Below are 21,419 nucleotides of genomic sequence, written 5' to 3'. Positions count from 1 at the left end.
CACCAACTGGCCCATTAGGCGTCATCCGCTGATTCACCGGCGTCGTCGTCAAGTCATAACGCGCTAGTTCGGCCGGATCACTGATCGGATTCGACGCGCTCCCTGGCTCACCTGGAGCTGGGGTCGTCCACTCGCTCGAACCTGAACCCGCGACCGTATGCGCGCCCACGGTGGGAACAAGGCCGCCGCCAGCGCGGCGACCATTACCACCGCCGCCACCGCGGCGGCCATTACCGCCACCGCCAGCGCCGCCCTGCTGACCATCATCACCGTGAGACTGCCACGCGTCAGGCACGTAGTCGCCCTTCGGGCTGTAGATAATTTTTTCCTCGGCCAACGCCTCCGTGTTGATCTGATCCAAGATCTCCTTGGCCCGTGCCTCACGTTGCGCGTTCTTCTGTTCTTCTAGAGCGCTAAGGTATGCGTCCGAAGTCGCGTACTTTTCAACTCTTCCATCAGCGAAACTGAGTTTGAGCGGAGGGTCTTGATGGCTCGCGGCAATATCCGAAGCACTGAGCAGGACGGGGCTTAGTTCCCTGCCCCGCGCAGCTTGAGTGTGCATGCTTTCGCGCACCGTCAGGTTGTGGGCCTTGGTCGATTCAATGTTTCCGAGGTGCGTATTGACGTCGGAGATGAAGGAGGACATCCAGGTGTTCGCACCCGTTTGAGTCTGCGACGTGCCCACGGTTTTATCGGAGACGAACGCTTGAGCGTTGCTGTGTGCCGAATCGACCTTGCTGTGGGCGTTGCCGACCTGCGCATTCTCGGTCCGGTCTTCGCCTCCCAGGGGCTGGCGAGGCATGTCAAGCAGTTCCTTGAGCTTGTTATAGTTCGGTGAATCAACCAAGGCACGACCTCGCATCTGTTCAACATCACTGATATATGACGGGTGAGAACGCTCCCGTGGTGGGGACGCTCTCGATGTAGCGTCAGTCTAACCGCACCGGGACACGAAAGTCTAACGCCTTGAAAATCTTGCCTTGACAGAGCTATGCTTCGTGTCACACCGATACGCGTCGACGCGAAGGCGCAGGGGAGTGCCCGCCGCCCACACCTGATACGTCACAGCGACGTGGGGTGGAGTGCGGTCGCACCATTCGCGTCAAAGCACGTGGGAAGGAACAATGGAGCCATGGCAGATGAACGTGACTCCAAGGAACTCCAGTCGGGCACGCTGGTCATCGGGTTGGGCCGTTTCGGTTCGGCTGTTGCAGTGACGCAGGACCAGCTGGGATACGAGATCTTGGCGGTCGAAAAGAACCCCTCGCGCGTGCAGGCCTTCGCGGGACGTTTCCCACTGGTCGAGGCCGATGCCACCTCGAAGGATGCACTCGAGCAGCTCGGAGCGCGCGAGTTCCGAAGCGCGGTTGTCGGCGTGGGATCCTCGCTCGAAGCCGCCGTGCTCATCACCGCCAACCTTGTCGACATGGGTATTTCCTCTATCTGGGTCAAGGCGACATCCTCTCAGCACGGGCGCATCCTGCGCCGTGTGGGCGCCCACCACGTCGTCTACCCTGACCTGGATGCCGGCAAGCGTACGGCGCACCTGGTGGGTGGTCGCATGGTCGACTACATTGAAATGGAGAAGGATGGTTTCTCCATCATGAAGCTGCGCCCGCCCAAGGAGGTGCACGGCTTTTCGCTCGACGAGTTAGACCTGCGAGGCCGCTACGGCGTCAACGTGCTGGCGATTCGCCGCCCCAAGCAGCGTTTCGAGTATGCGGACTCCCAGACGCGCATCAACGCCGACGACGAGATCATCGTGTCGGGCGATTCGCACCTGTTGGAGTACTTCGCGAACAGGCCCTGAGGCATCCCGTGTCTTCCGCACCCAACCAGCCACGGCCTCGTGACCGGGACATGTCGCTCACGGGGATTCCGTACGCGCCCACTCGCTTCGTTCAGCTTTTGACGCCTCGCCGCGCGAGCGCATACCTGCGCAACGCGACGGAGGGTGGCTTTAGCCGGGCGTACGTCCAGGGGTTCTTCGTCCAGGAGGAGGCACTTGCGCAGTGCCTCACCGCGTCCGCTGTCCTGGGGGTGATGGACGTCGGCTGGCTTAGCGAGCGCGGTCGCCTCGCTTCCTTCCGGGGGCCACTCCCCGATGCGTCGGACCAGCTCTCACCCGGTACGGTGGCGACGTGTTCGGGCAGCGGCGCCTCCTGCGTTTATGTTCTGTGCTTCGACGTTGCTTCGGACCTCGAGGCCACCCTCACCCACCAGGATCCGCCCGGCCACTCCCCCGCATCGGGCGCATGGTGGCATTCGGGCGAACCGATGGCGATCCTGCCCGGCGCCCGCATCGAAGCGATCGACGAGGACGGGCACCGGCGCGTGCTCGCACACTGGAACGCGGAGACGAACGGGCTGTGGCACTGGGGAGGGCTGGGCGAGCCTGGGAGTTTCTCCACGCTCGCGACTATCTTCGAACGCACCTTTTCACGAGGCCGTGGCTGGGTTCCGATTCGTCCACTCGACTCGCGCCGAGGCCTGGTCCACGCTGCCGACCGCAGGATCTTGCGCTTCCTGCTCGGCGATGCCCTGATCCAGTCGGGTGCGGGGGTCGCCGCGTGGGGTATCGTCGACCTCGCGGCCTCAGACACGCTGGTGTGCACGACCCACGTGTCGTACTGGGGTGTTGTGGGCGTTCTGACGGGGTTCCATCCTGACGGCGCTGGCAACACCCTGGCGTCACTGACTGCCCACGTGCCGTGGAGTCCTGCGGTGGAGCAGGCAGGCATGTGGGGCGATGAGATGGGTGGATTCCACGCCGACATTCCGTTGGAGGAGACGGGGCCCTTCGCTCACGAGTCCGTCGTGGCCCCTACGCGCTCGCCCTCCACCCCGCTGGAGGAGCTTCCTATCCCCTGGGGAGCCGCGCGCCAGGAACGCTGGCATGGGGATTTCATTGAGCTCCCCTCGGGAACGCGCGCTCCCGTCGTCGTTACGGAGGATGGGAGGGTCCACGCCGAGGCACCGGATCCTCGCTCGGTTGGGGTGCTCTTCCCGGGTCCATCCTCGTATGTCTGTGGTCCCGGATCGAACGTGTGGGTGGACATCACCGATCAGGGCGGTGTCCTCCTCGAAGCGACCACCACCGGACAGATCTTCGGTGTGAAGCGCCTCACCGCGACCATCATCGGAGAGTCGCGTGACGAATGGCATTACCACACGCCTTCGCTGGTGCGCAGCGTCGAGGCGACGTCGCGCCCGCCCCACTGGGCCGCGAAGACGCTCGTGACGCATGTTCGCGACAGGCTGACGCTACGCCCACCCGCCTGACCAGACAGACGTGATGCTCCACCGGGGGGTGTTGCAGTGACCGTATCGTGAGAGCAGCCTCCCACCATCGCGTATGATGAAACGTTCCCGACACTGGAGATAACTCATGCGTACCGCCGCCTCTCGTCGCGTCCTCGCGACGACCGCGACCCTGCTCGTCGCCACTACACTTGTCGCAGGCTGCAGGCCCTTTCGTATCCGCGGCCATCGTTCCTCGCGTCCGGGCCCCACGGCGACCACCCAGGCTGGCTCCGCCACCCAGGCTGGCTCCGCCGCCGAGATTTCCAACCTGCCTAATATTCCCGTCGGACAGAAGAATCAGCTCGTCGACGAGTACAACAACGCTCAACGCCAGCAGAAGAGCAGCATCATCGACAAGGCGCGGGCGCTCAATAACATGGTGGGTGCGCAGCTGGTGGCTACCTCGCCCGTCACGATCAACCAGCAGCGCTTCTCTCTGAGCACCAACGGAACGATCTCCGTGAATAAGAATGACAAGGTCTACCAGATGATGTCCGCGACCGACTTCTGGCGCCTCGGATCGGACACGTACGACCTGTGCGTGGACCGAGACTGCGCATACTATTCGTCGTGGACCGTGCAGGTGGAAGGCAGCGGCAACACTCTGACCTACGTGTGGACGATGAAAATCGACGGGCCTGAACAGCCGACGGCCCCTATCGTCCGCCGTTTCCAGGTCTCCGCGTGATGGAACCAGCCAGATGAGAGCCTTCGGGCGCGACGAGGAGCGATCGACAACCGGTAAGGCGCCCGGCCCTCAGCGAGTGTAGGAGGGCCAGGCGCCATTGTATCTGCTGCTATTTCCTGTGGTAGCGAGGACTCGTGCCAAGGTGGGTTGGATAGCTGTGGCGCCCACTGAAGGCTATTGATTCGTCGAAGCCTCGATACTCGTAGTCGCCGTCCGCGTAGATTTGACTAGGATCCGCCACGCCGTCCGCATAATCGAGCACATCTTGGCGGGTTGGGGTGGAATTGTAGCCCTTGTTCATGAAGGGGTTCTGGTCCGGGTAGCTCATCGGACTGGTCGTCATCAGCGCGTAGGTGTTGAGTGCACCGTAGCCCGTGAATGGGTTCCAGCTGTTGCCGTCACTGCCCACGCCCGTGTGTGTCAGCCCCTGCATGATCTGGTTGCCTGTCGCGTTCGGCCAGCGTTGTTTCGCCAGCGCTAAGGACCCCGCAACCGTCGGTGACGCGAACGATGTTCCCCACCAATTCCACAGTTCATCGGTAACGCCTCTGCGAGCGTACGGACGCCCCAGGGCAGCGGTGGACACGTAGTTGCCATAGTTCGAGTAGTCGGACATGGAACCGTTGGTCTCGATTGCACTCACGCCGATCACGCCGCTCATGCGCGCGAGCGTATCCGGGTAATCGTAGGTCGCTTCGTTGCCCATTGAGACGACGACGGGGACTTGCCGCACAATCGCGCGGGCGAGGGCCCAGCGCATCACGTCATAGTCCCCTGGATACGAGGAGGAGATTGAGATGACATCCACGCCGTCATTCAAGGCGTACTCAATGAGGAGCGCCGCATCCGACTTGCCGCGTGTCCAGTCACCGATCGCGCAATCCGCCTCAGTGGACTCTCCTTTGAATGACAGCGTGTAACTGTAGAGCGCCGCGTCAGGAGCGACACCGAAGGCGGGGGAAACGAGAACTTGAGCGATGACCGACCCATGATCCCAATGGTTGTCCGTCGAGTTAACCGTGCAGCGGCTCATGTTGTGAATATTCGCGCCGTTGAGTTCGGGGATGTTCGTGTTGATGGGGCCGTCGATGAGGCCGATCGTGACCCCGGCACCCCGATAGCCCGCGTTGTGAATGGAGTCGAGGGAGTAGTACGAGTAGTACTCCTGTTCACCTGCGGTAATGCCTGCGGCCCGGGCAGCAGGTGCGGGGACCATCAGGGCAGTTACCGCGAGCGCACCGGTAACTCCGACGCCCAGGGTCCGTCGCATCAGGCGCGTCATGTCACGGGTCATGTCAGTATCCTTTCGCCGCACACCACACGGCGCGACCAACCATTCTACCATTCGGTCACGTGTTGGTACAAGATTCCGCTCCCTTCCCTCCACGCGCACTGGAACCGCAGATGAGCCAGGGGCGCGTTACCGTGGGTGCATGGCGAAAGAGAAGATCACCTACCGCTGCTCCGAGTGTGGATGGTCCTCCCCCAAGTGGGTTGGGCAGTGCCGCGAGTGCGGGGCGTGGGGCACGGTCGACCAGACGGGCGAGGCCTCGGGCACCCCGCGCGCGTCAGCGACGGTGCCTCGCCGCCCGGCCTTGCCGATCGGCGACGTGAACGGGGAACGGGCTTCGTCGCGCTCAACGGGCGTGGGTGAGCTGGACCGAGTCCTCGGTGGTGGCATTGTTCCTGGCGCGGTCATCCTCTTGGCCGGCGAACCCGGCGTCGGCAAGTCGACGCTGCTGCTGGACGTAGCCGCAAAGGCAGCGCGCACGGCAGCGGCCGGCGGGCGCGGACCCGTCCTGTATGTGACGGGTGAGGAGTCGGCGGCGCAGGTGCGCGGGCGCGCTGAGAGGATTGGTGCCCTGGAACCGAACCTGCTGATCGCCGATGAGACGGATCTCGGAGTCGTCCTTGGGCACGTCGAGGCCGTGGGTCCGTCCCTGCTCGTCGTGGACTCGGTGCAGACCATCTTCTCCACGCAGGTCGAGGGCGGGGCGGGCGGCGTCGCCCAGGTGCGGGCTGTCGCCGGTTCCCTTATCCGGGTCGCGAAAGAATCCGATTTGCCGACCCTGCTGGTCGGGCACGTCACGAAGGACGGCGGTATCGCGGGTCCGCGTATCCTCGAGCATCTCGTGGATGTTGTCTGTCAGTTCGAAGGCGACCGGCATTCGCGCCTGCGCCTGTTGCGCGCGGTGAAGAACCGCTACGGTCCCACGGACGAGGTCGGTTGTTTCGAGTTGACTGACTTCGGGATCGACGGCCTCGCTGATCCTTCTGGGCTCTTCCTGTCGCGCACGACGCGGGGTGTGCCCGGCACGTGCGCAGCCGTCTCTTTGGAGGGGCGTCGTCCCCTGCCCACCGAGATCCAGTCCCTGGTCGCCCCCTCCTCCGGTGGTTCCCCCCGGCGCACCACGTCGGGCGTGGACCATGCGCGCGTTGCCATGGTTCTGGCGGTCCTGCAGGCCCGCATCGGAGCTGACACCTCGGGAGCGGACGTGTATGTGTCCACGGTCGGTGGCGCGCGCACCGTCGAACCCGCAATCGACCTGGCGATGGCCATCTCCATCGTTTCTTCACTCAAGGGCGTTCCCCCGCGCCCCGACCTCGTCGCGGTCGGCGAAATTTCGCTGACGGGTGAGATTCGTGCCTGCACGGGCGCCCGGCGCAGGCTCGCGGAAGCCGCCCGCCTGGGCTTTTCCACCGCCATCGTCCCAGCCCAGGGCAGTGAGGACCTTGCCCGCGTGGACGGCATCACCGTGTTCACTGTCTCTGATTTAGCGACGGCAATTCGCGTCGCATTCCCCACGGACTCGCAATAATAGAGAGCGAAGCTACTCGATTGGGAGGGAAGCATATTGACGTCCGACGCAGCGATCCTACGAGAAGCACTGCGCGCAGTCGCGCCCGGTACGCCTCTCCGTGAAGGACTGGAACGCATCCAGCGCTCCCACACGGGTGCTCTCATCGTCCTGGGCTACACGCCCGACATTCAAGCAATGTGCTCAGGGGGCTTCGACCTCGACATCGCCTTCACGGCTGCGCGCCTGCGCGAACTGTGCAAAATGGACGGCGCCGTCATCATTGACCCCGACCTGTGGCGTATTCGCAAGGCGAACGTTCAGCTCTTCCCCGACCCCACGATTCCCACCGACGAATCCGGTATGCGTCACCGCACTGCCCAGCGCACCGCGCGCCAAACGCACTTGCCGGTCCTGTCCCTGTCGGCATCGATGCGTATGATTTCGATCTACGTGGGGACGGAGCACCGCCTGGTCGAAGAACCCGAGGCTCTCCTGTCGCGCGCCAACCTGGCCGTGGACACCCTGGACCGTTACAGCCAGCGCCTCGACGAGGTCCTCCAGACCCTCACCATCCTCGAAATGCGCGACAGCGCAACCGTGCGCGACGTCGCCACTGTCATGCAGCGCATGGAGATGATCCGGCGCATCACCTCCGAGATCACCGAATACCTGGAGGAGCTCGGCTCCGAGGGGCGCCTCCTCGCCCTTCAGGTCGAGGATCTCGTGCGCGGTTCCGCCTCCGAGCGTGCTCTCGTCATGCGCGACTACATCCGCGACCCCGAGGACGTCGCCCGCGTCGAAGCAGAACTCTCCTCCCTCGGCTCCGAACGTATCGTCGACCTGACCGCTATCGCGAACATCCTAGGCTTGGACGTGTACGAGGTCGCTGACCTGGACCGCGAAATCACGCCCCGGGGTGTGCGCGCCCTGTCCTTGGTGCCCCACCTGTCCTGGAACGCCATCAAGGCGGTTTCCGCGCACTTTGCCACGCTCACGCAGCTGCGCGCCGCGAGCGTCGCCGACATCGAAGTCATCGACGGGGTTGGCCACTATCGCGCCCAGCTGATCGCCGAAAGCCTCGCCCACCAGGCGCAGGCGGTCGGCACGGGCGTCGTCGGCTGGTAGCGGATGCGTCACCTGCTGAGCGCGCGTAGCTATCCGCTGTCCGCCGGGTGAGACACCGACCGGCGCACCCTCAATGGTCCCGTGCGACAGTGTGCTACCCCGGCCTCGTCAGTGCGTCTGGCGCACGCCCGACTGCGCGGCGGTCGTCTCGCCGGACTGTGCGCCGGATTGTGCGCCCGACTGTGGACGAGGCGGGGATGTAACGTCGGCCACAGCCGAGCTAACCTCGCGCCCTGCCCTGGTCACGGTGACCTTGTAGGTACCCGTCGAAGCGACGCTGGCGCCGCCCGCAGGCTCCGTACAGCCATCCACATAGACGTGGCCGTCCCAGACCAGCGACCCGGTCCACGACCCGCCCGGACGCACGAGCAGCGTCATCGCCGAGCTTTCGTCCTGCGTGCAACGCGCTGAATCGTACACCTGATGGCCGCCGCTGCTCACGAGCAGGGCATAGTTCGACAGGGAGGTCGAGCAGGCGACGGATCCCTTGTTCTGAAGGGTCACGGACACGGGCATCGGTGAACCGGATGCGGCCTCGGAGGCGGCGACACTCACGGTGACGTCACGATCCAGGCAGGCGGGGATCTCAATCACCGTGCCGTCTGTCAGAAGGCCATCCGCGGTGGCTTGTTGACCGCGCGCAAGCGTGTAACCCGAAGAGTCGACCGTGTCGGATTGGGTGGACTGTGCGCTCGACTGCGAGGTTGGTTCAGGACTCACCGCTGCGATGACCGCTCCTGCGAGCGCAACGATGCCCCACACGAGGAGGGCAACGATGAGAAGGAGACCCAGGCCCGTGATGATGCGGCGTGGCCACAGGTTCACCGGTGGGCGGGTACCTCCCCCCGACGAGGTGTCCTTCGAGCCTCGCTCGGCAGATGACGTGGAACGCCCACTCCTGCCAGACGAGGTGGATGAGCGCATCGATGTGGCCCTGCCAGCTGCACGAGAGGTGCGCTCAGTTGCACGCCCCGAAGTGCTTCCCGACGGGGTGCGCCGGGAGGAGGAACGCCTGGGGGAATTCTTACGCTGGTCAGCCACGCCTCCACGATACCGGGCCAACCATTGCCGACACGCCTAACGCTCGGGGTACGCGTCACTTTCGCGGGTACAAGCCGCCGCGCGCGAGAGCTGCCATCGTCATAACACCCGTTGGGCCGGCTCGTCGGCGACGCTCAGGCCGCCGCGTTGCGCTTATGGGAACTGGCACCGTCGTCGTCGGGAGTGATGACGCACCAGCGTTCGACGACGAGCGCGATGATCACCCACACGATACCCACCAGCGCGCTGACGCCGGAACCGATCGCATTGGACACCATCGCGGCGGCCTGCAACTGCATGAGGGACACGGCCATGACACCGATGAGGATGCCGGTCAGGCCGGCACCGACCAGGGCACAGGTCCGCGCGAACACGGCGACGCGCATGGCGCCGATCGCGTCGATCCACGTGTCTTTCCCCGCGCGTAGGCGACGCACGGCGATGCCGGACCAGACGAGTGCGGCCGTGGCGAGTGCGAACACGACGCCGGGACCTGGCGTGACGATCATGGGGGTGCCGCCCGCGCGCATGTGCGCGAAGAAACCGAGAAAGCTCAGGGCGGCACAGGCGGCGCCGACCAGGAGCACCCAGGTGATCGCCAACGGTTTCATTTAGTGCCTCTTGACGATAGGGATCGCACCCGTCATCGTGGGACGCACGACGACGCGGCGCAGGATTCCGGTCTTCGTGGCCTCATCTTCGGGGATCGGGCCGACCGGGGTGTTCTCGGGCAGGCCGGGCGCTAAGATCGTGCTCTTGCCGTCGGCGTGAACGGTTGGTGCGGGAGGCTCGTCTTCATGGCCGAGGCCGCTGCGGTCGTCGACGACGCGCACGTCGTGGGCGGCACCGACGGAGAAGTTCCAGTCGGGTAGCTTAATGTCGGCGCGCGTGTCGGAGCGTTTATGCTGGAAAACGGGTGCCCACCTGGGCTTCTCTTCACCGGTGGGCGTGTATGTGCCCGAACCAATTGTGCGTGTCATGCGCCCGGCCGGCGAGTCGGCGGGGACAGATGAGACGGGGTGCCACGCGGGCTTTGACGAGGCCTTGGATGCCTGTTCGGTGTCGCGCGAGTCATCCGTGGGCTGGGCGTCGTCCGCGGGTTGGGCGGGCTGTGCCGGGGCGTTGTCCTCGTCGTGCGGTGCGGGCACGGCATCAGGTGCGGGAATCGGTGCGACGACTCCCGCGGATCCCGTGTCGGCGTCCTTGTCCAGCGGCGTGCCCTGGTCTTCGGCTTGGGCGATGCTGGCTGCGCGCTGCGCGGGGGTCGCGGGCTGCGCAACGGGCGGCGGACAATCCTCGGTGTCCTCACTGCTCTCGGTGTCCTCAGTGACGGGCGCGGCTTCGGGGCGTTCGATCCCCATGGAGCGGGACATGTCTTCGCCGACGTCGGTGAAGGCCCAGCGGTTCCACACACTGTTCCAAGTGGCCGAGTTACCAGCGTGCGCGCCGCTGGCGTTCGCCTGCTCACCTGCCGCACGCACCTGCTCGGCGGGGCCGTCAGGGGCGGGGGCATCTCCGAAGGGTTCACCGTCTCGGGTGACCAGGTCTGTCACCTGGCTGATTTCGCCGGTGAGAGTTTCGAGGAGCTCGCGCATGTCGGCGCTGGCCTTCTCGGCGCGCTGTGCCAGCAGCTGGTCAGAGTCAGCCATGACGGCTGAAGGGTCTTCGAGCCAGTCGTCGACGGCGTCGATGATGCCCTCACGGTCGGGCGTTGTGGCGAGCAGGTCACACACGCGGCCGACACCTTCGAGGACGGCATTGGGGTCGCACAGGAGCCAGGGGGCCAGCACGAAGGCACGTTCTTTGGCGCGTGGGTGCGGCAGCGTAAGGAGAGGGTCGGAGGAGGCCAGGCCCTCAACCTGGATGATGTCAATGTCGACGCTGCGCGCCCCCCAGCGCTCGTGGCGTTCGCGGCCGAGCTCGCGTTCGATGCGGCTGGTCTGGGCGAAGAGCTCGTCGGGGGTCGCGATGGCGGAACCCAAGACGACGGCGTTCCAGTAGTCGGGTTGGGGCGCCTGGCCGGGGGCGAGCACCGGCTTCGTGCGCATGATCGGCGAGACGTCCTCGATTTGGAAGCCTTCCATGTAGGACAGGGCTTCGACGGTGTGCATGAGCGTGACCGGGACGTCGCCGAGGTTACCGCCGATAGCCAAGACGACGCGGCGGGCACGCAGGTGCGCGGGCAGGGAGGAGTCGTCCTGGCGGGGGGCGGCGTGTTCGCCGCGGCGCCTGCGTGAGGGCGCCGCTTGCTTCTGCTGGGCGGGGCTGGGCGCCTGTGCGCGACCGTAGGTCTCAATTTCGCCTGTGAGAACAGAACCGTCCTCGGCCTCGTAAATGCCTTTCAGGGATAGGGCGAGCGGCAGGGCACCGGTTTCACCGGCGCGTATGGTGACGGACACATCTGAGAAGGGGTGTGCAATGGGCGCGTCAGGCTTGTGGACGGTGACCTCGGTTCCAACAACGCCCTCGTGGCTCATGACGCGCGATGCGATGGCTTCTGCGAGTGTTTCGATGAGGCCGACGGCGTTGCCGGTCAGGACCGCCATGGTCTCGTCGGCGATGTCGGCGTAGGAGACGGTGGCGGCGATGTCGTCGGTCGCGCCCGCGGTTTCGACCCACATGATGACGTCGGCGTAAAAGCGCTGCTCCTGGCTGCGCTCGAAGTCGTAGACGCCGTGGTTGGCCAGCGCCCCCAGTCCCTTGAGGGCGATCATGACGCGCCTGCTACTCACCGTCGTTCTCCTTTCGAGCGATGGCTGCCGCGGTGGCCGCCACGTCGTGGACCCGCACGGCCCACGCGCCTGCTCGGACGGCGTAGGCAGCGATGGCTGCGCTGTCGGTGTCGACGTCGCCTCCGAGGGCCTTGACGAAACGCTTACGCGACGCTCCGATGAGTACAGGGTACCCGCAGGAGGTCAGTCGGGGTAGTTCCTCTAGAATCTGCCAGCACTGATCGTTCGTCAGCGAGAAGCCGAGGCCCGGGTCGACAACAATTTTATCAGGTGCCACACCCGCATCACGAGCGGCGTTCACCTGCGAACTGATTCGATCAATGATCGTCCCCACGAGGTCATCCCCATAGTCGAAGGACTCCCCTGGCATCCCAGGCAGCGCCCGGTAGTGCTGCACCACGTAGGCACACCCCGTGGCCGCAACCGTCTCATTCATCTGCGGATCCCAGCGACCGCCGCTCACATCGTTAATGATCGCCGCACCCGCCTCGGCGGCAGCTCGCGCCGTCGAGGCATGCAGCGTATCGACAGACACGATGATGCCCTCGCTCGCCAAAGCCGCAACGACGGCCCCGATGCGCTCCCACTCCTGCTGCGCACTAATGCGCGTCGAGTTCGGTCGCGTCGATTCCCCGCCCACGTCAATCAGGTCGGCGCCGGCCCCCACCATGGCGCGCGCATGCGCGAGCGCCGCGCCCGTATCCAGGTAACGGCCACCATCCGAAAAGGAATCGGGGGTGACGTTGAGGATACCCATGATCGCCGCCCGTCCGTTGGGAAGCGTCAGCGAACCCGGAAGGTTTAGAGAGGGCACAACAGGGGACGAGGCCGGGGCCGCGGGCAGGGGAAGCATCGTCATATCATCGGCTCCCAGAGAGAACAAGTGCCATCATTTCAGCGCGCGTTGCACCGTCGCTCATGATGCCGCGCAGCGCACTGGTCACGGTCGACGAACCTGGCTTGGAGATGCCACGCATCGACATGCACATGTGCTCCGCCTCGATGACGACGATGACTCCCTGAGGATTCAACACCTCGTCGATGGCGTCAGCGACCTGGGCGGTGAGCCGCTCCTGCACCTGAGGGCGACGGGCGTAGCCCTCTACGAGGCGAGCCAGCTTCGACAGGCCCGTCACGACACCGCCGCGCGGAATGTATCCCACATGCGCGCGCCCGTAGAAGGGCAGCAGGTGATGCTCGCACACCGAATGGAAGGTAATGTCGCGGACCAGGACCAGCTCGTCGGTGCCCGCATGGAACTGCGTACGCAGGTGCTCTCGCGGGTCCTCGGCCAGACCGGCGCACATTTCGCGCCACGCGCGAGCCATGCGATCGGGGGTGCCGATCAGGCCTTCGCGTTCGGGATCCTCGCCGATAGCGACCAGCAGGTCACGCGACGCCTTCTCCACGGCTGCAGCATCGTAGGTCACGCTTGCTCCTCGGAATTGCTCGCCGGCGCATCGAAGGCATCTGAGGTGGCCTCGGCTGAGTTCAGGCCGACCGGGTTGCCCAGGCGGGCGCCGGGCACGGCCGCGTCGGACTGATAGTTCCATACGGGGCGCTTAGGTGCCTTGACGACGTCCTTGAAAATCTCGGCGAGCTGGGCTTCGTCGAGGGTCTCCTCCTCGAGGAGGCGGGCAGCCAGCGTATCCAGGACGGCGCGGTTAGTCGTGAGAATCTCCCACGCCTCACGCATCGCATTGTCCAGGAGGCGACGAACCTCCTCGTCGATGATCGCGGCGGTCTCGTCGGAGAACGAACGCGGCGCGTCGCCGCTGCCGTGACCAAAGGCCTCGGTGTCGGTGTCTCCCAGCTTAACCATGCCGATACGATCGCTCATACCGTAATCGGTAACCATCGCTCGGGCTGTCTTCGTAGCCTGCGAAATGTCGTTGGCGGGGCCTGTCGAAGGGTCGCGGAACACGATTTCTTCAGCGACGCGTCCTCCCATGCCGTACACCAAATCGTCGAGGAGCTGGTTGCGGGTCTTGTTGAAACGGTCCTCAGTGGGCATGACCATCGTGTACCCCAGCGCACGCCCGCGCGGCAGAATCGTCACCTTGGTGACCGGGTCAGTGTAGTTCAGGGCGGCGGCGGCCAGCGCGTGACCGCCCTCATGGTAGGCGGTGACGGCCTTGTCATGGTCATTCATGACGCGCGTGCGCTTCTGCGGGCCTGCAATGACGCGGTCAATAGCTTCGTCGATGGCTCGCTCGTCAATGAACTGCATGTTGGAACGAGCGGTCAGAAGCGCGGCTTCGTTAAGGACGTTCGCCAAGTCCGCACCCGTGAAGCCGGGAGTACGCTTAGCGATCTGACGCAAATTCACCTGTTGGGTGAGCGGCTTGCCCTGCGCGTGCACCTTCAGGATCGCTTCGCGCCCCTTCAAGTCCGGGGCCTCAACCGCGATCTGGCGGTCAAAACGGCCCGGGCGCAGCAGCGCCGGGTCCAGAATGTCAGGGCGGTTAGTCGCGGCAATCAAGATAATGTTGGCGCGCTCGTCGAAGCCGTCCATCTCCACCAGGAGCTGGTTGAGGGTCTGTTCACGCTCGTCGTTGCCGCCGCCGATACCGCTGCCGCGGTGACGACCAACGGCGTCAATCTCGTCGACGAAAATGATGGCCGGCGCGTTCTTCTTCGCGCGTTCAAAAAGTTCGCGCACGCGCGAGGCACCTACACCCACGTACAGCTCCATGAACTCTGAACCGGAGATCGAGAAGAACGGGGCTTTCGCCTCGCCCGCAACAGCCTTGGCAAGCAGGGTCTTACCCGTTCCAGGAGGGCCGTACAGCAGGACGCCGCGCGGAATTCGCGCACCCACCTTGTGGAACTTATCGGGGGAAGCTAAGAATTCGCGGATCTCCTCAAGCTCCTCCACGGCCTCGTCTTCACCGGCGACATCCGCGAAAGTCACCTCTGGGCGCTCCTGGTTGAATTCCTTTGCGCGCGACGCCGTGAAGCCGCCCATCATCCGCGAACCCGACATGGAACGCATGATGAAGTAGAAGGCACCCATGAGGACCAGCAGCGGAACGAGGAGTTGAACCATTGCTCCCAAGGCGCTGGACTGGGGACGCACAGCGTTCCAACCCTTGGCGGGGGCCTGGGCTGCCACAGTGTCCAAGATGTCCTTCGTCTGAACGTAGGAGTACGTGAAGTAGACGTTTTTACCCAGGTTGGCCGCCGGATCATCCGCGCCGGTGCTGGCGTGTTGGTAGTCCTCGTTCAGCGTCAGATTCACCTGCTGAGTGCCCTCGTTCAGCACGACCTTCTCGACCGTGGTCCCAGCGATGAGCGCCATACCTTCGGACGTGGAGATCGAACGAGGCTGGAAGGCCTGCCAGAGGAACCACCCGCCCGCCAACAGGACAACGAGGGGGATCGCCACCCACGCCAAACTCGGGCGCTTATTCTTCGTCTTATCGTTCACGTATGTCCCTTATCAGGTTCCGTTGCGGTCAGTTGTTGTAGACGTGGGGCTGGAGCGTCCCAACGAAGGGCAAGTTGCGATATTTTTCCGCATAGTCCAAGCCGTAGCCGACGACGAACTCGTCGGGAATGTCAAAGCCCACGTAGGCCACGTCGATGTCTACCTTCGCGGCGGCAGGCTTGCGCATCGCGGTCGCGATCTTCACGGAGGCGGCGCCTCGTCCACTGAGGTTCGCCTGCAGCCAGGACAGTGTCAGGCCAGAATCGATGATGTCCTCGACGATCAGCACGTGACGCCCAGCCACATCCTGGTCGAGGTCCTTCAGGATACGCACGACACCCGAACTTTTCGTCCCAGATCCGTAGGAAGAGACGGCCATCCAGTCCATTTCAAGGGGCGTGTGCAGCTTGCGCGACAGGTCTGCCATAACCATAACGGCGCCGCGCAGAACACCAACAATGAGTATTTCCTGACCGGCGTAGTCGCGGTCAATCTGCTCGGCCATCTCGCCGAGCCGACGGTCCATGTCCTCGGCGGTGACGAGGATTTCCTTCAGATCGTTTCCCATGTCGGTGACATCCACCGTGTCCTCTTTTCGTATCGTTGCTCCGCGAGCGGTTGCACTATAAGCGTGCCATAAAAACGCGCGTGCGCGCAGGGAAGGCAGGCATTCTCACTGTGAGCGCAACGCAGCGGGCATGCCGCGGCTCGCTTCGATGAGAATCGTCGCCTCATTGCCGTCGCCCACACGCGTGGCCACTCCGCCGGGAAGAAGGATCGGCCCCTGGCCCCTCCAGGCGGTGACCAGGCGATCCAGGGCGTCAACGTGCACGCTGGCCAGGGTACGCACCCCGGCCTCGCGGGCCGCCCGACGCAGGGCGCGCGTGCGCACGGCTGCGGGTAAAACACGCAGGTCGTCCACCCGCAGGGACGAGGCCCCATTCCCCCTCCGGGCACGAACCGCGGTGGCGACGAGTTCACTCGCCCAGCCATTGAGAGCGTCATCGTCGAGCGCGCACAGGGCGGCTGTGCGCGCCAGAGCCGGCACGGGGTCGACCCCGAGGGCCGAGGCCAGGGCTGGGATAGCGCCGTGGCGCACGGCGGCGCGGCGCAGGGCTGAGCCGTCGGCAGCACGCCACGGCCCATCGGGGGCGTTAGTCGGATCCTCAACGGGGGTCAGGCCGACCTGCGCACACGCGCCCGCCGTGTCTGATCGACGCAGCCCCAACAGTGGCCGCAGCCACGTGACACCATCCTCGTCGCGACGCTGGGGAGCGATCGCGCGCAACGACGACGGTCCGGAGCCTCGCGCGAGGCGCAACAGCACGGTCTCCGCCTGGTCATCCATCGTGTGCCCCAGTAACACGGGTGCCCCCTCACGCAACGCGACAGCGCGCAGGGCACCAATCCTGGCATCGCGAGCCGAGGCCTCGGGACCCCCCACGCCCGACACGCTCACCGCTTCGACGAGGGCGCGCGCACCGAGGGACCGGGCACGCTGGGCGACCAGGCGGGCTTCCTGCCCGCTCCCCGGGCGCAGCCCGTGGTCGACCGTCACCGTCACCACGGCAATGCCGGCGCGCGAACCCACATCAATCGCCATCAGAGCCAGCGCCAACGAATCCGCACCGCCCGACAAGCCAACGACGAAAGCTCCGGGAACCCCGGCCTCGTCAATGAAAGCGCGCATCGCGGCGCGCACCGCGAGAGAACAGGACCGCACTGCCCCGCGCGGATTGGCCCCCACCAGGCGGGATGCTTCAGCTAACACGCGCCAGCCATGTCCCCGGCTCAGCGTACTCACTCGCAGTTGGCAGCGCCTCAATGCCGGACAGCAGCGTTCCAATCGCGCCCGCGCGCACGACCGTGCGGGCAAAACCCTCCGTCTGGGCTTGAAGCAGCTCCACGCCCGCCAACGGCATCCCCGCAGCCGCACACGCCCGCACCAGCGCGACCCCACCCGCGTGCGCACGGTGAGTGCGCAGCCAATGAATCGACGGCAGGTCCCGGGGGGTGAGGACCTCCATCTCCGCGGTCGGCAGCGCATCCAGCAGGAGAACGATACGCACCAGCTCGTCGCTGCGCTCCGGCAGCGAACGCACCAGATCCGCGACATAGGGGACGAGGTGGGGAGCGTGGGTCAGGTGGACGCCGCGCAATCCGGTACACAGGGACACCCAGCGGCACCAATCCGTCTGATCCAGAGCATAGCGCTGAGCGTCCGCCAGCACGTTGGGGGCCACCAGGACACGCCGCCCGGCCGCCACGTCCCAAATGCCCGTCGCGTCTTTTGCGAGCGCACGCAGCACGATGGCTTCGGCTGCCAGAACCATGGGGGTGCGAGTGTCCTCGAAGCGATCCATGATTGCCCCGACCCGGCGAATCAAACCCCTGCGATCAACGACGAGTGAGCTTGATTCGGCAACGGTCGCTGCGGCCTCGGGCAGGGTCGACAGCTCCGCGAGCAAGCGATTCGACCAGGCCACCGACCTGCGCAGGCGCGCCACGACAGCCGAGGCCCCCACCCGCGAGGCCGACGGACCCGCGTAGGACATCGAAGCGAGAACTCCCGCGACGTCGCGCGGGCCAAACGGCATATCCATGGGCCTAGTTTAGCCCGGCGAGACCCTCCTCGAAGGCGTCCAAGTAGCCGCGCGTGGCGTAGGCGCCACTCGTCACTTGATCGTGGCCGATCGACACGAGGAGGAGACGACCTCCCTGAGTGATCACGGAGCCCGACAGGGAGGTCACCTCGTGAAGCGAGCCGGTTTTGGCTTGGACGTTACCGCCGGTGGGGGCCTCGGCCATCCGGTTGGAGAGCGTGCCCACCAGACCCGCCCAGGGCAAAAGACGCATCGTGTCCGCGCTGGTTCCCTGCCCCGCATACGAAGCCTTCAGGACGCCGACGAGCGTGTTGGCGGTGATCTTGTCGTTGCTGGACAATCCCGAGCAGTCCTCCAAGTAGAGGCCGTCCGTGGGGATACCCGCGGACGTCAAAGCATCCTTGACCGTCGAGGTCGCACCCTCGTAAGTGGAGGGACTCCCGGCTGCTCTCGCAGCGAGGCGGCAATACTGGTCGGCGAGCGTGTTATCGGAATGGGCTAGCATCCAGCGCAACTGTTCACCTATCGTCGCGGAGGATACCGACGCGAGGGAGGACGCTCCCGCGGGGGCTTCCCCGGCCTCGCCCATGCTCACCGTGATTCCCGCAGACGTGAGAGCCTGCGCAAAAACCTCGGCGACATGGCCGGGGGCATCGGCGTAGAACTCGATCGCGCCCTCGGCGGTGCGCCCGGCATCGATCGCCATCGGGCCGACGTGGCCCTCATAGCTTCCGACATCCTGAGCATCCCAGGACGACAGGTGCGACGCGCCATCGAAGAGCGTTCCCCTCCAGTCGAGAGTGACCGAGGAGATGCCGCGCTCCGTCAGCGATGCGGCGGCCTCTTGTGCCAGCGTCTGTAGGCCGGCGCGACCCGGAACCTCGTTGTCCAGGGAGGTTCCCGCACCGAGGAGGAGGTCTCCCTCCGAGTCGAGGTACAGGGTCCGCTCGTCGCCGCCCAGGAGTGCGCTGGTCGTCAGAGTCGCCGTGGGATCCAAATGAGTGAGGGCGGAGAAAGCAGCGAGCGTCTTCGTGGTGGAGGCGGTCGTGTGCGCGACGGACGCGTCAGCGTCGAGGAGAACCTCACCGGTTTGTGCATCCACGACGGTGCCCCACGCGACGTAGCCGCCTTCTGCTGCCGCGGCGGCAACGGGAGCCCACAGTGCCTGAACGTCTGTCGCGCTCACGGGCGTTCCCGAGGCCGTGGCTGGCACTGACGCGGTGGCCGGCTCGAGCGTGGATGCGGTTGGGGCGGCGGCCGGCGTGGGGCCAGCCGACGAGCACCCTGCGCTCACGAGGGCGACTGTCGCCACAAGTACGGCGCTAGCGCTTACAATTGGCACAGACGTGCGATGCATGGATGTCCCTTCGTGGTTACCTCTGTAGCTACACTACCCGTCTATGTACTCACTCAACCAACTGGACCCCCGAGTTTCGGGGCTGATGCGGAAGGCATGGTCATGGAATTCGACGTGACTATCGAGATCCCGAAGGGAAATCGAAACAAGTACGAGATCGATCACGAGACGGGACGTATCCGCCTGGATCGCATGCTGTTCACCTCGACCCGGTACCCGGACGACTATGGGTTCATTGACGACACCCTGGGCGAAGACGGGGATCCGTTGGACGCACTGGTGCTCCTCGAGGAACCCACCTTCCCCGGCTGCGTGATTCGCTGCCGGGCGCTCGGCATGTTCCGTATGCGCGACGAGAAGGGCGGCGACGATAAGGTTCTGTGCGTGCCGGCGTCGGATCAGCGCGCGTCGTGGCGCACCGAGATCGAGGACGTGTCAGAGTTTCACCGCTTGGAGATTCAGCATTTCTTTGAGGTGTACAAGGATCTCGAGCCCGGCAAGAGCGTCGAGGGCGCTCACTGGGTTGGCCGCGAAGAGGCGGAAGCTGAGATTCGTCGCTCCTACGAGCGTTTGAAGGAGCACGAGGACAAGCACTGAGCTTGCGGAGCTGTCGCGGTGGGGCCGCGCGAACAAACGTTCGCGCGGCCCCACTTCACGCTCACAGTGTTGCTGCGTTGCTGCGTGCTCCAGACGCTTTCGGGGACCCGGCCGCGCCGACGCTAGTTACTCTTGGGTCCTCCAATGGCTTCGTGGAGGTCCTTCAGTTTGTCCCAGTAATCCTTGTAGTCCTTCGCGTTACCCAGCAGTTCACGTGATCGTTTAAATCCGGCTTGCCACAGGTCTTTACGATCAGCCAGCTGATTAATCCGCTTCAGTTTGTCCGGATCTTTGAAGAGCGCTCGGGCAAGGCCAAAACCGCCCGCCTTACCGATGTCCGATGGTTTGTTGAGGACATCAACCGGACCCTTGATGACGTACTCATATGCGCCCTTGACAATGGGCTTCGCCTTATCGGTGACCTTCTTAATTCCTGCACGTCCAGCGTCGACCATGTCATCAATTTTGCCAAGCGTGTCCGCGTGCTTGCCGGCCACGTGGTGCAAGGCATCTCCGACCTTGTCCACGGTTTTGCCTGCAAGATTAGAGACGCTCGCGAAAAGATTGTTGAGCGTCGTTCCGAGACTCTTCAAGATGGACTCGAGTCGCGAAAAGATGCCATTGGCCGACCGGAAGCCCTCAAGAACCTGACTTCCCTTCTTCTTAATCTTCGTAACCCAGCTGGCGACCGTTGTCGAAATGTTGTAGGCGATCTTGGGCAGCAGGGTCCCCACCGACAGCAAGGCCTCCGCGACGGCCTCGGCGAAGGTACCGATGAGATCAGCGATCGCATCGCGCGTGAGCTCGTAGACGATCTTGACGACTGCGGACAAGATGCACAGGCCCGTGGCGACAAGGTCACACACCTCAGCCATCTTGCGGAACAACAGGACGAGTCCTGTCACCTCGACCTTGTAGGCAGACAGTGTTCGACATACCTGCGGGGACAGCTGCGAGTGGAAGTCTGCGTCAAGTTCGTCGCCTGCCTGTTTCCACTGGGCGCCGATCCGCTGCCACGTAATCGCAGCCGCCTCGACCTGTTCCGGGTCGCCCGTGAATTTCTGCAGCATGTCGGGCAGGGGAGCAATATGATCCATGATCCAGCTGACGACATGAGACACCGCGGTTTTGACGGGGTTCATGACGAATCCGACGACGTCGGCACCCAATGAAACAGTGTTGAGAGTGGCGTCGAAAACACTCTTAGACTCGCACAGATCCGAAATATCCGTAATGATGCCGGCAGTCTTGTACCACTTGGTCTCATGGGTGGACGCTGGCTGCGCAACCTGCACACTCGACACCATCAGACGTAGCCCCCATCGAGCAATCCGGCGACCGCTATATTCTTCGCCGATTCAGCGTCTGTCAGCTCAAAGTCGGTTGCCGCCATATCCACAAGCTCGGCTCCTCTTTGCAGGGTAGTTCCCGCCTCACGATGCGCTTGGGCAAAGACCGCCGCAACAAGCGCATAGGGAGGAAGAATAAGCGAACTGAAGACCCCGAAAGCATGGTCACTCAGCGCGGAAGTGTACGCTGTAGCGCCCTGCGTGACGGTTAACCCATCGCTGTAAACTTTTGTGGAGTGCTTGCGCCACGAGTCTGTTCTTACGTCGATGTCGGCCATCGAGTATTCCTTTCATGCGAATGAGCAGATGCTACCAAAAGTTCAGAACACAACCATAAAACGGCGGTGTCAATGGGTGGTAGCAATGAGTTCGTTGAATGCTTCTGTTGGGGTG

Annotated in this window: 20 protein-coding genes; 6 read left to right on the top strand and 14 right to left on the bottom strand. The window is 64.4% G+C overall.

Annotated elements, in window-relative coordinates:
• The coding region (locus RYL44_RS07835) for a hypothetical protein (RefSeq protein WP_390883814.1) at positions 1-802 on the bottom strand (802 nt) is incomplete at its 3' end.
• A 330-nt stretch (positions 803-1,132) separates the two neighbouring features.
• Between RYL44_RS07835 and RYL44_RS07830 the strand changes: the two genes are divergently transcribed.
• From RYL44_RS07830 to RYL44_RS07820, 3 genes are all read left to right on the top strand, one after another.
• Positions 1,133-1,810 carry a potassium channel family protein gene (locus RYL44_RS07830; protein ID WP_073982600.1) on the top strand — a complete coding sequence of 226 codons (678 nt, stop codon included), beginning with the start codon at positions 1,133-1,135 and terminating at the stop codon, positions 1,808-1,810.
• An 8-nt stretch (positions 1,811-1,818) separates the two neighbouring features.
• Positions 1,819-3,282, top strand: a complete 1,464-nt coding sequence (locus tag RYL44_RS07825; RefSeq protein WP_129582472.1) for a hypothetical protein — start codon at positions 1,819-1,821, stop codon at positions 3,280-3,282.
• Between the two features lie 106 nt (positions 3,283-3,388).
• On the top strand, positions 3,389-3,991 hold the full coding sequence (locus RYL44_RS07820; RefSeq protein WP_314975620.1) for a hypothetical protein: 603 nt from the start codon (positions 3,389-3,391) through the stop codon (positions 3,989-3,991).
• A gap of 109 nt (positions 3,992-4,100) precedes the next feature.
• Here the strand turns inward: RYL44_RS07820 and RYL44_RS07815 are convergent, their stop codons facing one another.
• Complete coding sequence (locus RYL44_RS07815; protein WP_314975619.1) at positions 4,101-5,285, bottom strand: S8 family peptidase; 1,185 nt, start codon at positions 5,283-5,285, stop codon at positions 4,101-4,103.
• Between the two features lie 139 nt (positions 5,286-5,424).
• Here RYL44_RS07815 and radA point away from each other — a divergent pair, with 139 nt between their 5' ends.
• Both radA and disA read left to right on the top strand, forming a co-directional pair.
• Positions 5,425-6,810, top strand: coding sequence for a DNA repair protein RadA (gene radA / locus RYL44_RS07810; RefSeq protein WP_314769423.1), 1,386 nt, complete (start codon positions 5,425-5,427; stop codon positions 6,808-6,810).
• A gap of 36 nt (positions 6,811-6,846) precedes the next feature.
• Positions 6,847-7,917 (top strand): DNA integrity scanning diadenylate cyclase DisA, encoded by a 1,071-nt coding sequence (gene disA, locus RYL44_RS07805; protein ID WP_073982595.1) that lies wholly within the window; start codon positions 6,847-6,849, stop codon positions 7,915-7,917.
• 108 nt (positions 7,918-8,025) lie between these two features.
• Here the strand turns inward: disA and RYL44_RS07800 are convergent, their stop codons facing one another.
• The 10 genes from RYL44_RS07800 to dacB all read right to left on the bottom strand — a co-directional run bounded on the left by RYL44_RS07800 (position 8,026) and on the right by dacB (position 19,080).
• Complete coding sequence (locus RYL44_RS07800) at positions 8,026-8,958, bottom strand: hypothetical protein (RefSeq protein ID WP_314975618.1); 933 nt, start codon at positions 8,956-8,958, stop codon at positions 8,026-8,028.
• Between the two features lie 134 nt (positions 8,959-9,092).
• A complete protein-coding gene (locus RYL44_RS07795) occupies positions 9,093-9,569 on the bottom strand; it encodes a DUF3180 family protein (RefSeq protein WP_073982587.1) in 477 nt (158 codons plus the stop codon).
• Positions 9,570-11,690, bottom strand: coding sequence for a 2-amino-4-hydroxy-6-hydroxymethyldihydropteridine diphosphokinase (gene folK, locus RYL44_RS07790; protein WP_314975617.1), 2,121 nt, complete (start codon positions 11,688-11,690; stop codon positions 9,570-9,572).
• The gene (folP, locus tag RYL44_RS07785) at positions 11,683-12,549 is read right to left on the bottom strand and encodes a dihydropteroate synthase (RefSeq protein ID WP_314975616.1); all 867 of its coding nucleotides are present in this window, start codon (positions 12,547-12,549) and stop codon (positions 11,683-11,685) included. Before folP ends, folK begins: the two co-directional genes overlap by 8 nt.
• 1 nt (position 12,550) lies before the next feature.
• The gene (folE, locus tag RYL44_RS07780) at positions 12,551-13,120 is read right to left on the bottom strand and encodes a GTP cyclohydrolase I FolE (protein WP_276739715.1); all 570 of its coding nucleotides are present in this window, start codon (positions 13,118-13,120) and stop codon (positions 12,551-12,553) included.
• Positions 13,117-15,120 carry an ATP-dependent zinc metalloprotease FtsH gene (gene ftsH, locus RYL44_RS07775; RefSeq protein WP_073982591.1) on the bottom strand — a complete coding sequence of 668 codons (2,004 nt, stop codon included), beginning with the start codon at positions 15,118-15,120 and terminating at the stop codon, positions 13,117-13,119. Before ftsH ends, folE begins: the two co-directional genes overlap by 4 nt.
• A gap of 28 nt (positions 15,121-15,148) precedes the next feature.
• Complete coding sequence (gene hpt, locus RYL44_RS07770) at positions 15,149-15,703, bottom strand: hypoxanthine phosphoribosyltransferase (protein WP_462675760.1); 555 nt, start codon at positions 15,701-15,703, stop codon at positions 15,149-15,151.
• A gap of 90 nt (positions 15,704-15,793) precedes the next feature.
• On the bottom strand, positions 15,794-16,891 hold the full coding sequence (gene tilS, locus RYL44_RS07765; RefSeq protein ID WP_314975615.1) for a tRNA lysidine(34) synthetase TilS: 1,098 nt from the start codon (positions 16,889-16,891) through the stop codon (positions 15,794-15,796).
• Positions 16,881-17,723 carry a zinc-dependent metalloprotease gene (locus tag RYL44_RS07760; RefSeq protein ID WP_073982670.1) on the bottom strand — a complete coding sequence of 281 codons (843 nt, stop codon included), beginning with the start codon at positions 17,721-17,723 and terminating at the stop codon, positions 16,881-16,883. Before RYL44_RS07760 ends, tilS begins: the two co-directional genes overlap by 11 nt.
• Before the next feature lie 4 nt (positions 17,724-17,727).
• Positions 17,728-19,080: a D-alanyl-D-alanine carboxypeptidase/D-alanyl-D-alanine endopeptidase gene (dacB, locus tag RYL44_RS07755; protein ID WP_314975614.1), complete on the bottom strand. Its 1,353-nt coding sequence runs from the start codon at positions 19,078-19,080 to the stop codon at positions 17,728-17,730.
• Positions 19,081-19,182: 102 nt separating this feature from the next.
• On the opposite strand from dacB, the gene RYL44_RS07750 reads away from it, so the two are divergent.
• Positions 19,183-19,677 carry an inorganic diphosphatase gene (locus RYL44_RS07750; RefSeq protein ID WP_073982680.1) on the top strand — a complete coding sequence of 165 codons (495 nt, stop codon included), beginning with the start codon at positions 19,183-19,185 and terminating at the stop codon, positions 19,675-19,677.
• A 122-nt stretch (positions 19,678-19,799) separates the two neighbouring features.
• Here the strand turns inward: RYL44_RS07750 and RYL44_RS07745 are convergent, their stop codons facing one another.
• Both RYL44_RS07745 and RYL44_RS07740 read right to left on the bottom strand, forming a co-directional pair.
• On the bottom strand, positions 19,800-20,972 hold the full coding sequence (locus RYL44_RS07745; RefSeq protein ID WP_314975613.1) for a phage tail family protein: 1,173 nt from the start codon (positions 20,970-20,972) through the stop codon (positions 19,800-19,802).
• An 11-nt stretch (positions 20,973-20,983) separates the two neighbouring features.
• Complete coding sequence (locus RYL44_RS07740) at positions 20,984-21,304, bottom strand: hypothetical protein (protein WP_314975612.1); 321 nt, start codon at positions 21,302-21,304, stop codon at positions 20,984-20,986.
• Positions 21,305-21,419 lie beyond the last annotated feature (115 nt).

Origin of the sequence: Actinomyces bouchesdurhonensis, assembly GCF_963540955.1 — a bacterium.
Lineage (GTDB): Bacteria > Actinomycetota > Actinomycetes > Actinomycetales > Actinomycetaceae > Pauljensenia > Pauljensenia bouchesdurhonensis.
This window is presented reverse-complemented; position numbering and strand designations above follow the sequence as displayed.

Coding starts and splice junctions, on each gene's coding strand:
- folP (WP_314975616.1), bottom strand. CDS start 12,549: ATGACGATGCTTCCCCTGCCCGCGGCCCCGGCCTCGTCCCCTGTTGTG.
- RYL44_RS07830 (WP_073982600.1), top strand. CDS start 1,133: ATGGCAGATGAACGTGACTCCAAGGAACTCCAGTCGGGCACGCTGGTC.
- RYL44_RS07740 (WP_314975612.1), bottom strand. CDS start 21,304: ATGGCCGACATCGACGTAAGAACAGACTCGTGGCGCAAGCACTCCACA.
- dacB (WP_314975614.1), bottom strand. CDS start 19,080: ATGCATCGCACGTCTGTGCCAATTGTAAGCGCTAGCGCCGTACTTGTG.
- RYL44_RS07820 (WP_314975620.1), top strand. CDS start 3,389: ATGCGTACCGCCGCCTCTCGTCGCGTCCTCGCGACGACCGCGACCCTG.
- radA (WP_314769423.1), top strand. CDS start 5,425: ATGGCGAAAGAGAAGATCACCTACCGCTGCTCCGAGTGTGGATGGTCC.
- RYL44_RS07815 (WP_314975619.1), bottom strand. CDS start 5,285: ATGACCCGTGACATGACGCGCCTGATGCGACGGACCCTGGGCGTCGGA.
- RYL44_RS07750 (WP_073982680.1), top strand. CDS start 19,183: ATGGAATTCGACGTGACTATCGAGATCCCGAAGGGAAATCGAAACAAG.
- RYL44_RS07795 (WP_073982587.1), bottom strand. CDS start 9,569: ATGAAACCGTTGGCGATCACCTGGGTGCTCCTGGTCGGCGCCGCCTGT.
- RYL44_RS07760 (WP_073982670.1), bottom strand. CDS start 17,723: ATGGATATGCCGTTTGGCCCGCGCGACGTCGCGGGAGTTCTCGCTTCG.